Source organism: Francisella salina (assembly GCF_000219045.1).
GTDB classification, from domain to species: Bacteria; Pseudomonadota; Gammaproteobacteria; order Francisellales; family Francisellaceae; genus Francisella; species Francisella salimarina.
The window spans coordinates 1,065,197-1,080,003 of record NC_015696.1; the positions used below are offsets into that span (position 1 = coordinate 1,065,197).

Sequence of the window (14,807 nt, forward strand, 5' to 3'; positions counted from 1 at the left end):
AAAAAAAGGTAATATAAAATGGCTAAGATTATATTAAAAAATGCAAATGTTTTTAATGGTAAAGACAATCAAATTAATCACTATAATTATGTTTATGTAGAAGATAATAAGATTTTATCATTGACTGATAATGAAATTTCTAATTTTAGTGCTGAGGTAATTATAGATTTAAAAGATAGGTTTTTGATGCCTGGGCTTTATAGATGCTCATGTGCATTTATCTTCAGCAGCATCAGTGGATCTAGCAAATGATAATATATCAAATGATTTCATGGCTATAGAGTCACTACAAGCAGCAGAAGAGTCATTGCTGAGAGGATTTACGACATTACGAGATGCTGGTGGAGTTGGTTATGGAATAGCTCGGGCTTTTGAAAAAAGAAAAGCAACAACACCAAGATTGTTTTATAGTGGTAAGGCCCTCAGTGCTACTGGAGGTCATGGAGATTTTAGAGGAACTACTGAATCAAAAATTTGTTCTTGTCAAGTCAGTGGTTCAAATATTTCTACAATATGTGATGGTGTGCCAGAGGTAGTAAAAGCTACAAGAGAGCAGCTAAGAGAAGGTGCTACTCAGATTAAAATTATGGCAGCTGGAGGTATTGCATCACCAGCAGATAAAATTACTAACTTACAATTCTCTGATGATGAAATAATAGCAATTGTTGATGAAGCTAAACGTAATGGAGCTTATGTCATGGCACATGCTTATACTCCAGAAGCTTTAATACGCTGCGTTAAATTAGGTGTAAGATCTTTAGAGCATGCGAATCTCCTTGATGAAAAGGCAGCAAAAATAATTGCTGCAAATAATGCTTTCATTATACCTACGTTAGCAATTTATGAAGCATTTTATCTTCATGGTAAAGAGTTTAATACCCCAGATCATGTCTTAGAGAAGCTAGGTGGAGTTCGATCAAATAGTCTTGAGGCTATTAAAATTGCACATGATTATAGTGTTAATGTTGGTTTTGGTACAGATCTACTAGGTGGATTGATGAAGTATCAAAATACTGAGTTTAAGATTAGATCTCAAGTTGAAACACCATTCCAAACTCTATACTCAGCTACCTATAAAAATGCAGAGCTATTAAATATGGTAGATAAACTAGGCATAATAAAATCAGGTGCATTTGCTGACATCATTGTATTTGAAGGAAACCCTTTAGAGGATATAGACTTATTGGTAAATCCTGATGAAAGCATAAAATTAATAATTAAAGATGGCTATATTGTTTCAGATAAATTGACTACATGAAATTTCTGATAAGATAGGAAAAATTCCTAGAGAATTAATCTAGTGAAAGAACATTATCCGAGTTTGTTTCTCCTAATTTTTTAGGATTAACTGTTTCATCATCTTCACCTTCATTAATATTGATTCCATAACCAAATTCTCGAGCATACATTCCTTGTTCTGTTTCTTTAGAAAAAACTTCTAAAACAGCTTCCATAGGAATATTTATCGAAATTGGTTCACCATCAAAAGTAGCATCAAAGCTAATATGATTATCGTCAATTTCTAAGCCCTGTATTGCTTGAGGAGATAGGTCTAGTAAAATCTTATTATCTTCATCAATATAGTTGTTAGGTACGATTACACCTTCATATTCAGTATCAACTAAGACATATGGTGTAAATCCGTGATCAACTAGCCAGTTGTATGTAGCTTTAGCCACATAAGCTCTAAGCATAGCCATATCAAGCTCCTTGTGCTTTAATTGTTTTAATGAAATTAGGCTCACTAAGTAGCTCTTTGATTTCTTTAATAATATTTTTATCTTTTGTAGGTATAGAAATCTTAAGCTTAATAAAGTAATAAAAAACGAAGGTTATGATGAGAGTCAAAACGTTAATGTTTTGCGCATCAGGATTACTTTCTGCATTTGTCTCTCTTTCGCTAACAACTGTTTTATAAGTACTAATAATATCTTTTTGCATTTTTACTTTTATCTCAGATGCCTCTTCGTCTATCAAATCTGAGCTCTGTAATTTAATAATATTTTGTAGAAATGTTTTATTAACATATTCTAATAATATTCTTGCATTAGCTCTTTGCTTTGGAAAAACTGGAAACATCGGAGGAAAAGGGTACAAATCTTCTATAGCCTCTATAATAACACTAAGCCTATATACAGCAAATTCATCTGTACTAAGAGTAGGGATGTTACCATTAGGCGTTATGATATTTAATTCTTCTAAGTGTTTGGAGTTTTCTTCTTCAGAAACATCTATAATCTTTGCATTAGCTCCTTTGATAAGAAGAATCATACGAACTATGTCGCTATAGATATCATCCTTTTTTGTATATAATAACAAGATTTTATCCTCCTAGTGATAAAAAATAAAAAGAATAATAGAAAGGTAGTATGACGTATATTAACGCTTAGAGAACTGTCTTCTTCTACGAGCTTTTCTAAGACCAAATTTCTTACGCTCAACTTTACGTGGATCACGAGTCACAAAGCCTGCTTCACGAAGAGCTGGTTTTAAATCTTCATCAAATTCGATAAGAGCTCTAGTAACACCTAAGCGAATAGCACCAGCTTGACCTGTAGTCCCACCACCTTTTACAGTTACTTTAAAATCAAAGCTATCAGTGTTGTTAGTTAACTCTAAAGGTTGTTTTACAACCATGCAATCTGTTTCACGACATAAGTACTGTTCTAATGGAAGTCCGTTTACGATGAATTGACCAGTACCTTTTTTCATAAATACACGAGCTACAGAGCTTTTGCGACGACCTGTACCATAATTATATTCTGACATTTTTACCATCCTTTATTAAATATTGTGAGCTTGAGGTTGTTGAGCTGTATGTGGGTGATTTTCACCAGCATAAACTTTTAACTTTTTGTACATAGCACGTCCAAGAGGAGTTCTAGGAAGCATGCCTTTAACAGCTTTTTCAATAGCTCTTTCTGGATGAGTTGCAATTAGCTTCTCAAAAGAGATTGATTTGATACCGCCAATATATCCAGTATGGTGGTGGTAAATTTTGCCTTTTCTTTTGTTACCAGTTACAGCTACTTTTTCAGCATTGATGATAATAACATAATCACCAGTGTCCATGTGAGGAGTATATTCTGGTTTATTTTTACCTCTTAGGATCATTGCTACTTCTGTAGCTAGACGACCTAAAGTTTTATCTGTAGCATCAATCAAAAGCCACTGTCTTTTGATGTCTGATGGTTTTGCAGTAAACGTTTTCATCTTTTTTCCTTTATTTTATTGTTGTCAATTACTCAGTTTTTGCAAAAAATTCTTAATTTTGTGAACAGATACAGTTCACCACACTTTAAAAATTTAAGCAGTCTATATGGTACACTGTCTATGTGAGATAAGCAAATAAAATTGATACAGAAAAATTATATATAGCTTATTTTGTATCTGGCCACCTCCAATTTGGAGTATTTAGAAGATTTTGTCCAATAATTTTAGTATGTCCAAGTTCTTTCTCTATTTCAATTAGGCTATGAGTTGGTAGTTGTCTTAGATATTTTATGAGTTCTTTAGAGTGTGAGATTACCCAAATTTGAGTTTTAGTAGATGCTTTTGCAATTAGTCTTGCAAGAGGAGGTATCAAGTCAGAATGTAAGCTCGTCTCAGGTTCATTTAGAACCATAAGTTCAGGAGGTCTTGGAGTGAATAGCGCAGCTGTTAATAATAAGTATCGTAGTGTTCCGTCAGAGAGTTCACGAGCGGATAGCGGGCGAAGTAGACCGTGTTGACTTAGCTCTGTAATGAATTGCCCATCAGCATGTTTTCTGATATTTAGATTACTACCTGGGAAAGCATCTTCGATAGCTTCATTTAGAGATTGTTGGTCTCCAATGTCAATAATAGTCTGCAGTGCTGAGGCAAGATCGTGGCCATCATGACTTAGCACTGTCGTAAGAGTGCCTAATTGAGGAGTCCGTACTGGAGCATCAATATCTGTGCGAAAGTGATCGTAAAAACGCCATTTTTTGATTTTCTCTCGTAGGGTTATAATTTCAGGTGTTTTATCAATATACGAAGCTTGAGTAAATATACTTTCATATTTAGGACAGTGTTGCTCGATGACTTGCCATTGTCTTTGTTCTCGGATCTTTATGATATGACTATCTCTATCGACTAGGGTGCTTGGATGCTTATAATTTTCACCAACCCAAATTGTTTCACGCTTGATTTCGGCATCTAGAGAAAAAGAAGTTGCAGTTAGTGGGCCTGGGTAGCCGAGAGAAATAGCATAGCCAAATGTTTCATCACTAAACCCTAAGCGTAGACGAGGTTCTTTTTGTTTGGGTCCTCCTTGTATTGGAATTTTACCTTCAAGCATTTCTTTGGAAATTTTTTCAGGACCTGCCCAAAATGTTGTGGGTAGACCACCTTCCTTAGCAAGTGAGTTTACTACACCCCCTTGAGCTGTTTCTGCTAGTAGTCTCAAAGCTTTGTATAGATTTGACTTACCGCTTGCATTAGCGCCAGTTATAATATTTAGTTGTGATAATGGTATCACTAGGTTTAATAATGAACGATAATTGTTGACAGCAAGGGTTTTTATCATTGGTTTGTGGATCCTAGAACTGAGTATGATTTAGCTCATTCTTTTTGAGAGCAGATTAATCTATCGGCTTCTTTGTTTGACCGTCTAATACAGTTTTCAATTGCTAATCTATCAAAAAAATTACCTGTAATATACAAGTTAGATAATTGAGAAAGCTCTTTTTCTAAATCCTGTAGGAAAGTGCTATGATTACGATGATAGCAGGGTAATGTGTTCTGTTTTGTATATGTATGGAGAATATCTTCGTCAGTTATATTTAGAAGTTTTGTGATTTTATATGCTAACTCTTTTTGAGGGTAATTACCTTTACAATGAAATACTATAGCTCTGTAGTTGGGGTTATCGACGACGTCACGGGAGACGGCTGAGAAAAAGAACTGTTCTTTACCAATTAAGCCAGCAATACTTTTAATATGTTTTAGTGATTCTTTATTAGTAACAATTCCTATACTTGTTAGATTTGACATGACAGGTCGGTATTGATGTTTTGCTATATTTGGTAGTATATCTTCTAGCAAAGACTCCGTTATATTCCATGGTGTTGCAATGCATAAGTTATCACAGTGATAATTAGCATGGTTTGTTTCAATTATCCATGTATCTTGTTTTGAAATCCTGATAACTTTTTCTTTGATAATTTTTTGTTTTTGATTATTAAATAATTCAGATAAGCCATTTTTGAATGTAAAACTTCGTGGTAAAGAAGTATCTCTATCATATTTTTTAAATAGGTATTCCATTGGGAAGTTTTGGCTATTTTGAGATAATACAGCATCAAAACAAAACTTTAATGTTCGGTTGTAATTTTTTTTGCCAAATAGCTTTATTGCATATTCGCCAACAGTTTTATCTTCTTTTGAGATATTTCTATTCTTTAAGAAACTAAAAGCAGCCGTAAAAGGATTTATATTAGTAAAAATACTTTGAATTTTATTATTAGGCTGTACAAATAGGAACGGAGCTTTTTTCCTTGATTGAATGTTTTGTTCAAGAGAGTTATTACAAATATAGTCTATAGTTTCGTTATAAGAGTTGTATATTGTATGTGCCCCCATCTCAAACCAAAAGTCTTTATATCTTTGTGAGTCTATACAACCTCCGATACTATCTGACTCAAATATGCAGCTTTCAATGTTTGCTTTAGATAGTTTTTGTGCAAGAGATATGCCTGAGATACCAGCACCAATAATTATAGTATCAAAATGTTTAAGATTATTCATTTGGTAACAGAATCCATAGTTTACCTTGATTGTTCATGTGTCCAGCGTTAAATTCAGCCTGTTGGCCATGCCCCCAGAATACATCACCTCGTATAGGACCTCGAATTGCCCCTCCTGTATCTTGAGCTATCATTAATCTATCAAGTGGTTTAGTGTCATGATGGTTATCTTCGTAGTAATCGGTTTCTAGCCAAAGAGGAACTCCATACAAATAGTATCTGTCATCAACAGCCAGAGAATAACCAGGAGTTAGTTCAACATCTTGAGCACCAACCGCATTCTTGCGATCTATATATCTAAAGAATACAAAAGAGGGGTCATAATTTAGAACTTCATCCATTTTACTTTTATTCTTTCTTAGCCACGCTTTAATTGCTTGCATCGACATCTCATCTCTACTCATATAGCCATTATCGAGCAGATACCTTCCAATCGGCTTGTACTCATGTCCATTTTGACTATCGTAACCAACTAAGATATCACCACTATCTGTTTCTATTCTTCCAGAACCTTGAATTTGCAGGAATGTTCTATCAACTTTCGATTTCACCCATACCAAAACATCTTTTTTGGTAAGGAGGTTACCATTTGATATTTCTGCGCGCGTGTAGTAGGGAATAAATTTACCATCCTTGTATCTGCCAAAAGCAAAAGAATCATCACCTTTAGATTTTTTAATTAAGTCATTGGGAGTTCTATAGATAGGTATAGTGTATTGTAGAGTTTTTACTAAGCTACCCTTTATGGTAGGTTCGTAGTATCCGGTGAATGTTCCAGTATCTTTATTTTTATATACTATTTGGTATGGGGTGAAGTTCTGCTCAAAAAATGCTTTAGCTTCATCTTCTGTTTTTATTTTAGCATTTATTACTTTATTACAAATGTTTATCCAATTTGCATATTCTGACTTGTTTTCATCAATTATTTTTACACATGACTTTTTAAATGTATTAAAAGATATAAGATGGTTGTTAGAGTTCCAATTATTTAAGTCATTGAAAGTTGCTTTTTTATAATCAACCTTATCAGAGTATTTTTTAGATAGATAGCGCTGCGCTGTTATATTGGTACAACTACTTATGAGAATTAGAAGAGTTATAACACCTATTTTTTTAAAACTCTCTTTTACTTTTTTAATATTCATAATAAAAAATGCCAATAATTTCTTGAAAATATAAAAATAACCACTATGTATAAAAACATCTAACAAATTGTAGTATTAACAAGATCAAAAGAAAAGGTTGTTTTATGGGTAAAGAAGAAAAAAATAATACAGAAGATAAGGTTCTAGATAACGCAGAAGAAGTGAATCAGGATTCTTCTAATAATTCTGTTGAAGAAATATCTATTGAAGAGCAACTAGACAAAGCAAAAGATACGATTAAGGAATTAGAGGGAACTTGCGATTCTTTTAAAGATGAAGCTTTGAGAGCTAAAGCAGAGATGGAGAATATTCGTAAGAGAGCCGAAAGAGATGTATCTAATGCTCGTAAATTTGGCATAGAAAAATTTGCTAAGGAACTTTTGCCTGTAATTGATAGTATTGAACAAGCTCTAAAGCATGAGGTTAAGCTTGAAGAAGCTATAGCAATGAAAGAGGGGATTGAGCTAACATCTAAAATGCTTGTGGATATCCTTAAGAAAAATGGCCTGGAAGAGCTAGATCCAAAAGGCGAAAAGTTTGATCCCAATATTCATGAGGCTATGGCTATGGTTCCTAATCCAGAGCTTGAAGATAATATTATTTTTGATGTATTTCAAAAAGGTTATATGTTGAATGGTCGTGTAGTTAGAGCTGCTAAAGTAGTTATAGTAAAAAATTAAAAAAATACTTGAAAAGCTAATAGATATACCCATCTATAAGTCGAGATTGAAAAAAAGTTTAAAAAATAAAATTAAAATAATACAGGAGAATTTTCATGGGAAAAATTATAGGAATAGATTTAGGTACTACTAACTCTTGTCTTGCTATCATGGATGGTAAGAATGCTAAAGTTATAGAAAATGCTGAAGGCCATAGAACTACACCATCTGTTGTTGCATACACAGATGGAGGAGAAATTTTGGTAGGTCAGGCAGCTAAAAGACAGGCTGTAACAAATCCTGATAATACATTCTTTGCAATCAAGAGACTAATTGGTCGTAAGTATGACGACAAAGTCGTTCAGGATGATATTAAGAAGAAAGTACCTTACGCGGTAGTTAAAGCTGATAATGGAGATGCTTGGGTTGCTACTAAAGAAGGCAAAAAAATGGCTCCACCACAAGTTTCTGCAGAAGTTCTAAGAAAAATGAAAAAAACTGCAGAAGACTATCTGGGTGAGTCAGTTACAGAAGCTGTAATTACAGTGCCAGCATATTTCAATGATAGTCAAAGACAAGCGACAAAAGATGCTGGTAAAATAGCAGGTCTTGAAGTAAAAAGAATCATTAACGAGCCTACAGCTGCTGCGCTAGCATATGGTGTAGACTCTAAGAAAGGCGAGCAAACTGTAGCGGTATATGACCTAGGTGGTGGTACATTCGATATTTCAATTATTGAGATTGCTGATGTCGACGGTGATAACCAAATCGAAGTATTATCAACAAATGGTGATACTTTCTTAGGAGGTGAAGACTTTGACGTTGCCTTAATGAACTACTTAATTGATGAGTTCAAAAAAGAGCAAGGTATAGATCTTCATAATGATAAGCTTGCTTTACAAAGAGTAAGAGAAGCAGCTGAAAAAGCTAAGGTGGAATTATCTTCAGCTCAGCAAACTGATGTTAACCTACCTTATATTACAGCAGATGCTACTGGACCTAAGCACTTAAATATTAAAGTGACTAGAGCTAAGTTTGAGTCTTTAGTTTCTGACTTAGTAGTTAGATCTTTAGAGCCTTGTAAAAAAGCTCTTGAAGATGCTGGTTTAAGCAAATCTGATATTACAGAAGTACTATTAGTGGGTGGACAAACTCGTATGCCTCTAGTACAAGAAAAAGTAAAAGAGTTCTTTGGCAAAGAACCACGTAAAGATGTAAACCCTGATGAAGCTGTAGCAGTTGGTGCAGCTATCCAAGGTGGTGTACTTTCTGGTGATGTTAAAGATGTACTATTACTTGATGTAACTCCTTTGTCTGTAGGTATTGAGACTATGGGAGGTGTGATGACTAAGCTTATTGAGAGAAATACAACGATTCCTACTAAGAAGTCACAAGTGTTCTCTACAGCTGAAGACAATCAGCCGGCAGTAACTATACATGTACTTCAAGGTGAGCGTGAAATGGCCTCTGCAAATAAATCTTTAGGTAGATTTGACTTGGCAGATATTCCACCAGCACCACGTGGTATGCCACAAATTGAGGTAACATTTGATGTGGATGCAAATGGTATAATGAATGTATCTGCAAAAGATAAAGCTACGGGTAAAGAGCAAAATATTGTGATTAAATCTTGTGGTGGTATATCTGAAGACGAGATCGAAAAAATGGTACAAGATGCAGAAGCTAATGCTGAAGCAGATAAAAAGTTCCATGATCTTGTAGGAGCTAGAAACACTGCTGATAACCTAATCCACAGCTCAAGAAAAGCAATTGGTGAGTTAGGTGATAAAGTAACTGCTGAAGAAAAAGAGAAGATCGAAGAAGCTTGTAAAGATTTAGAATCAGTAGTTAAAGGTGATGATAAAGATGCTATCGAAGCTAAAACTAAAACTTTAGAAGAAGCTTTTGCTCCAGTAGCTCAAAAAGCATACGCAGATCAAGCTCAAGCAGCAGGAGCTCAAGATGGTGCTCAAGCTGAAGAGCCTAAGAAAGATGATGATGTCGTTGATGCTGATTTTGAAGATGTTGAAGACGATAAAAAATAATTAATTCTTAAGTAATCACTAAAGTGTGGTTTATCCACACTTATCTTTTTGTTATAATTATACGTTCCAAAATTTTAGGTTAATTAAAATGCAACAGAAATGTTACTATGAAATTCTAAATGTATCAAAGACAGCTTCAGGTGTTGAAATTAAAAGAGCTTATAGAAAGCTTGCAATGAAATATCACCCAGATCGTAACCCTGATGATAAAGAAGCTGAGATCAAATTCAAAGAAGTCTCTGAAGCTTATGAGATATTAAGCGATGACCAAAAAAGGTCAAGATATGATCAATTTGGTCATGCAGGTGTTAACCAACAAGGTGGTGCTGGAGCAGGTGCTGGTGGTTTCGGTGGCTTTGAAGATATCTTTGATACTTTCTTTGGTGGAGGAGCTTCTTCTCGTGGAGGTGCTGGTAGATCTAGAGCATCTAGAGGTAGCGATCTAGAGTATACGTTAGAGATATCATTAGAAGAAGCTTTCTTTGGTGTAGAAAAAGAGATAACTATTCCAAGAATGGCTGCTTGTGATACTTGTGAAGGTACTGGTTCAAAATCTAAAAGTAAAACGACTTGTCATGCTTGTCATGGACAAGGTACTATCAGAAGACAGCAAGGTTTCTTCGCTTTTGAGCAAACTTGTCCAGCTTGTAATGGTTCTGGGTCTAATATTTCAGATCCATGTGATGCATGTTATGGAAATGGTAAAGTTAAAAAACAGAAGACTCTAAAGGTTAAGATACCAGAAGGTGTTGATAGCGGAGATAGAATCAGGCTGCAAGGCGAGGGTGATTCTGGATCTGATGGCTCTATGAGTGGTGACTTGTATGTACAGATATTAGTCAAAGAGCATAAAATCTTTGAAAGAAGAGATATGAATCTATATTGTGAAATGCCAATTAGTTTCACAAAAGCTTGCCTTGGTGGTGAGATCAAAGTACCAACTCTTGATGGCGAGGTGGTTCTTAAGGTTATACCCGAAACACAAACAGGTAAAGTTTTTCGTTTAAGAGAAAAAGGAATGAAGTCTCTAAGAGGCCAAAGAAGAGGTGATCTTCTTTGTAAAGTAGTTGTTGAGACGCCTATTCATCTAAATGCAGAACAAAAAGAGCTATTAGAAAAATTTGCTAATAGTCTAGGTGAAGATTACCAAAATAAACATTCTCCAAAAAGCAAAACTTGGTTTGATAATGTCAAAGGTTATGCCAAGAAATTTTTTGAATAGTAGTAGTTTTTATTAGAACTAGCTTCTTCAAATTTTTATTAACATTAGTATTCTATTAATTTATTTCTCTAGGCTTCTTTTAGGACTTATCCATGTCTAATTTTTGTTGAAGCATAGTAAGTTGTATCATTTGAAAGAAGTTTTATTTTTAGATCATATATTTCACCAGCTTTGCCTTTACCATTATTTTTACGACAATCAATCCTAACAATATCCCAGTCTCGAGCATCACCTATAAATATTTGACTTTTTCCTGGTTCATCGATTTTTTTACTACCATAATCAAAAACATTACAGTTAGCTATTGCAGAGCCAGAAACTATGACGCTGTAATAGCTTTGGTGTTCTATATTTGTTGGAAGGGTACCTAATTTATTAAAGCTTATATCTTGGATATTTGGAGTTTTCTTATCAACATAAAGCTCGGTCATTTTGTCGTTGTTGTCCAGGTGAGCACAAGCAATGAGTGACAGTAGAAGAGGAAATATTGTAAATAGTTTTTTCATAATGATTTTTAGATGATTATTTTTAATTATGATATATTAGTTTTTTGATTTTAGTCAAATATAATTTTAGATAAGCTTTATTAAAAATTAGGGGTAAAAGCCATGGATCTTTTATGGTGACTACGATTATGCCAGAAGCTTATTCTTTCGAGAGCTTTTTCTGAGACTTCTTTACCGTCTAAGAAGTCATCAATTTCTTTGTATGTGACACCCATTTCATCCTCATCAGTTTGACCTTGCCATAGACCGGCAGAAGGATCTTTTTGGATAATGTTTTTTGGCACTTTTAAGTATTTACCTAGTTCAAAAACTTGAGATTTTTTGAGATTAATAAGTGGTAATATATCTGCTGCACCATCACCAAATTTAGTGAAATATCCCATGTACCATTCACATGCGTTATCTGTACCTATAACAATTCTATTATTTTGCTGAGCATAAGCATATAAATACATCATTCTAAGACGCGCTTGGGCATTTCCTTTGATAACATGTTGGCGATCATTTTGTGAGTTTGTAAAGTTAAATGTTGACTCTATAAACGTGTCATAAGCAGGTTGTATTGAAACAGTATGATACTCTATATTAAGATTTTCGATTAGTTCTATTCCATCTCGCATATCTTGGTCTTGATTGTTCTTCGATGGCAATATTAGAGCAGTTGTAGGTAATCCTGTTTTGACTGCTAAAGATGCGGCTACTGCCGAATCGATACCACCACTAATACCAATCACAAAACCTTCAGCAGGATATTTTATGCAATTCTCTTTTAACCATTTTATTAAATTATTAGAATACTGTTCTACAATAAAGTTTTTTACTATTTTCATGATTATATAGCCTTTATTAGATGTTTTTTAAAATTTGCAGGGATTCTATCATAACAAAAAATATTACGAAATTAATATATACCTTTTTAGAAGGAGTTATTTATCAAAAGCAGGGTTGTTATAATGAGGGTCTTTATAGTTGTCTACATTATAGCCAGCACCTAGAGCTTGATATAGGTTAACGATACTTATTAAAGATTTTAGTTTAGCTTGATTTACTTGCATTTGCTGATATAGAACATTGAGCGTGATACCTGTATATTGAGCTTTACTAATAGCACCTGAACTATATTTTTTAGCAAATATATTCTCTTGCGTTTCAGTTGATTTTAGAGAGATTGTTTGTTTTTTATAATTTTTTTCATTTGCAGATCTTTCAGACAGGGTGTCGTCAACATCTTGGAATGCCTTCTGTAGAGTATTTATATAATCATAGTACGCTTGGTAGAACTGAGCTTTTGCTTTGTCACTGTCAGCTAGGATGCTCAAGTTAAATATTGGTACAGCAGCTACAGCTTCAGCAGCCCATGCCCATGCATTCATTGTAGCTAGCTCACCAAGTGCTAAAGTGGCGTTTCCGAAAGTACCTGTTAAATCAATGCTTGGGAAAAATTGAGATCTGGCTAAACCAATATTAGCATTAGCTGTTTCAAGTTTGTATTCTGCAATACCCACATCAGGTCTGTTTTCTAGTACTTGAGAAGGCATATTAACAGGAACTTTTACATTTGCATTTATGTCATCAAGGGTTCTTGAAGTCACAATTTTACCCGGATTTCTACCCATCAAAATTTTGAGAGTGTTTTGGAAATGGACTATATCATTTTCGATCATAGCTACTTTCCCTTTTTGAGCCTCAAGCTGTTGTCTTATTATTTCCTCAAGCATTGGGGAAGTAGCTCCAAGTTTGTGCTGGTTTTGGGCATAGTGAAAGAGTAGCTCTAATTGATTTACCATTCTAGTTTGTAATTTTAGTTGCTCTTGAGCAGTGATTAGTGAGAAATAAGCAGCACTGACCTGACTTATAATTGATAGTCTTGTAGTATTTTTAAGGTTGACCTGCATTTTCTTGCTTAATCTAGAGATTTCTCCTAGCTTAAACTGTCTAGCAATATTTATTGTATAGCTGGGGATGATACCTACTAAAGAACCACCAGCAGTTTGAGTGCCAACATTGTTGAGTTGAGGGATACTTGAGTTTGAGTTGATATCAAAGGCTTGAGCTACAAATCCGCCACCACCAACACTTGCCGTGGGTAACCAACCATAATTAGCCTTATTTATTTCAGCGTTAGCTTGGAGAATATTTCCTATAGAAACTTGTAACTTGTTGTTATCTTTTAATGCTGTAGTTATTAGATTATTTAATACAGGGTCGTGAAATTCTCTCCACCATGCAATTTTTGTAAGATTCCAGTTTTTTGTTACTTCAATATTTTTATCTTGGCTATTCCAAAGAGCAGGAGATTTAACCTCAGGTCTTTCATATTTGGGATTAAAAAAACTACAGCTAGAGATTAATAATGTTGCTGTAATTAGTGTAAATGAAATAAATTTATTTTTTATCATAGTATAGCCACCTACAAAGTATCTACTTTTACTGTTGCACTTGCACCAACCCTTAATGGATATTTAGGATCATTTTTAAGCACTATTTTGACAGGAAAGCGTTGTGTAACTTTAACCCAGTTACCAGTGGCATTTTCAGGAGGCAGTAGTGAAAATACCGAACCTGTGGCATAACTTATACTATTTACTTTACCAGTGTATGTATGACTATACATATCTAGTTCAATTTTTACTGGCTGACCAGGTTTGATTCTATCAAGATCAGTCTCTTTAAAGTTAGCATCTATCCACCATGTTCTGTTATCGATAAAACCAAATAAAGGTTGCCCTGTTGAAACTAGCTGTCCTTTGTATATTTTTAGGTTAGAAACATAACCATCATCTGGAGCGAAAAGAGTTGTGTAGCTGAGATTTAAGTTTGCGTTATCATAACCAACTTTTGCAGCACTAACTTGAGCTTTAGCTATTTCTACTTGTACAAGAGCTTGTTTAAGAGATGAGTATGCTTCATCTTTAGCTTTTTCGGCCTGTATTTTCTGGTTTATGTATTTTTGAGCATCTTGTAAAGAACCGGCATCTTCTTTATAGAGTTTTATATATCTATCAGCCATACTTGTAGCTGTATCCAGAGATGATTGGGCTTTAGTAAGGTTTGATTTTGCAACACTAACTTGCTCTTGAGCTACGGCTAACTGACCTTTGGCTTGTATGATTTTTGTATTAGCATTAGCAACTTGTAGTTGATAATCTTTTGGATCTATTTGCACTAGCTTGTCGCCTTTATGTACATATTGATTATTTTGTACATAAACCTTTTCAATATATCCTCCAACCTTTGGAGAAATATTAATAACATCAGCTTTTACATAAGCATTATCAGTATTTGGAAAAACTTTATTATATTTATAATATCCATAGATACCAAAAGCTGTTGCTGTGATTATACTTAGTCCAATAGCTATTTTCTTAGTTGAAAATTTAGACTCTTTTTTAGTATTAGGGTTTTGCTCTTCTTTTGATGTTTGATTATCAAGTTTCTTTTCTTCTGACATTTTAAATTATT

16 protein-coding genes are annotated in these 14,807 nt (G+C 34.2%); 5 read left to right on the forward strand and 11 right to left on the reverse strand.

Annotated elements, in window-relative coordinates; translation table 11 throughout:
• Positions 1–18 precede the first annotated feature (18 nt).
• Positions 19–252 carry a Prolidase gene (locus tag F7308_RS10105; RefSeq protein ID WP_013922797.1) on the forward strand — a complete coding sequence of 78 codons (234 nt, stop codon included), beginning with the start codon at positions 19–21 and terminating at the stop codon, positions 250–252.
• Positions 212–1,258, forward strand: a complete 1,047-nt coding sequence (locus F7308_RS05160; RefSeq protein ID WP_232215337.1) for a metal-dependent hydrolase family protein — start codon at positions 212–214, stop codon at positions 1,256–1,258. The genes F7308_RS10105 and F7308_RS05160 overlap by 41 nt, the downstream gene beginning before the upstream one ends.
• 34 nt (positions 1,259–1,292) lie before the next feature.
• Here F7308_RS05160 and mglB read toward each other — a convergent pair whose 3' ends face one another.
• From mglB to mltA, 7 genes are all read right to left on the reverse strand, one after another.
• A complete protein-coding gene (gene mglB, locus F7308_RS05165; RefSeq protein WP_013922799.1) occupies positions 1,293–1,700 on the reverse strand; it encodes a transcriptional regulator MglB in 408 nt (135 codons plus the stop codon).
• A gap of 1 nt (position 1,701) precedes the next feature.
• The gene (gene mglA / locus F7308_RS05170) at positions 1,702–2,319 is read right to left on the reverse strand and encodes a transcriptional regulator MglA (protein ID WP_083817026.1); all 618 of its coding nucleotides are present in this window, start codon (positions 2,317–2,319) and stop codon (positions 1,702–1,704) included.
• A gap of 60 nt (positions 2,320–2,379) precedes the next feature.
• A complete protein-coding gene (gene rpsI / locus F7308_RS05175) occupies positions 2,380–2,769 on the reverse strand; it encodes a 30S ribosomal protein S9 (RefSeq protein WP_013922801.1) in 390 nt (129 codons plus the stop codon).
• Positions 2,770–2,784: 15 nt separating this feature from the next.
• Positions 2,785–3,213: a 50S ribosomal protein L13 gene (gene rplM, locus F7308_RS05180; protein ID WP_013922802.1), complete on the reverse strand. Its 429-nt coding sequence runs from the start codon at positions 3,211–3,213 to the stop codon at positions 2,785–2,787.
• A 166-nt stretch (positions 3,214–3,379) separates the two neighbouring features.
• Positions 3,380–4,549, reverse strand: coding sequence for an AAA family ATPase (locus F7308_RS05185; protein WP_013922803.1), 1,170 nt, complete (start codon positions 4,547–4,549; stop codon positions 3,380–3,382).
• Positions 4,550–4,584: 35 nt separating this feature from the next.
• Positions 4,585–5,769: an NAD(P)-binding protein gene (locus tag F7308_RS05190; protein ID WP_013922804.1), complete on the reverse strand. Its 1,185-nt coding sequence runs from the start codon at positions 5,767–5,769 to the stop codon at positions 4,585–4,587.
• A complete protein-coding gene (mltA, locus tag F7308_RS05195) occupies positions 5,762–6,913 on the reverse strand; it encodes a murein transglycosylase A (RefSeq protein WP_013922805.1) in 1,152 nt (383 codons plus the stop codon). Before mltA ends, F7308_RS05190 begins: the two co-directional genes overlap by 8 nt.
• Before the next feature lie 104 nt (positions 6,914–7,017).
• On the opposite strand from mltA, the gene grpE reads away from it, so the two are divergent.
• The 3 genes from grpE to dnaJ all read left to right on the forward strand — a co-directional run bounded on the left by grpE (position 7,018) and on the right by dnaJ (position 10,839).
• The gene (grpE, locus tag F7308_RS05200) at positions 7,018–7,593 is read left to right on the forward strand and encodes a nucleotide exchange factor GrpE (RefSeq protein WP_013922806.1); all 576 of its coding nucleotides are present in this window, start codon (positions 7,018–7,020) and stop codon (positions 7,591–7,593) included.
• Between the two features lie 95 nt (positions 7,594–7,688).
• On the forward strand, positions 7,689–9,617 hold the full coding sequence (gene dnaK / locus F7308_RS05205) for a molecular chaperone DnaK (protein WP_013922807.1): 1,929 nt from the start codon (positions 7,689–7,691) through the stop codon (positions 9,615–9,617).
• An 88-nt stretch (positions 9,618–9,705) separates the two neighbouring features.
• Positions 9,706–10,839, forward strand: coding sequence for a molecular chaperone DnaJ (gene dnaJ / locus F7308_RS05210; RefSeq protein WP_013922808.1), 1,134 nt, complete (start codon positions 9,706–9,708; stop codon positions 10,837–10,839).
• Between the two features lie 86 nt (positions 10,840–10,925).
• Here dnaJ and F7308_RS05215 read toward each other — a convergent pair whose 3' ends face one another.
• From F7308_RS05215 to F7308_RS05230, 4 genes are all read right to left on the reverse strand, one after another.
• A complete protein-coding gene (locus F7308_RS05215) occupies positions 10,926–11,345 on the reverse strand; it encodes a hypothetical protein (protein ID WP_041263699.1) in 420 nt (139 codons plus the stop codon).
• An 80-nt stretch (positions 11,346–11,425) separates the two neighbouring features.
• Complete coding sequence (gene nadE / locus F7308_RS05220) at positions 11,426–12,175, reverse strand: NAD(+) synthase (protein WP_013922810.1); 750 nt, start codon at positions 12,173–12,175, stop codon at positions 11,426–11,428.
• Positions 12,176–12,271: 96 nt separating this feature from the next.
• Positions 12,272–13,744 (reverse strand): TolC family protein, encoded by a 1,473-nt coding sequence (locus F7308_RS05225; RefSeq protein WP_013922811.1) that lies wholly within the window; start codon positions 13,742–13,744, stop codon positions 12,272–12,274.
• Positions 13,745–13,755: 11 nt separating this feature from the next.
• Positions 13,756–14,796, reverse strand: a complete 1,041-nt coding sequence (locus F7308_RS05230; RefSeq protein WP_013922812.1) for an HlyD family secretion protein — start codon at positions 14,794–14,796, stop codon at positions 13,756–13,758.
• Positions 14,797–14,807 lie beyond the last annotated feature (11 nt).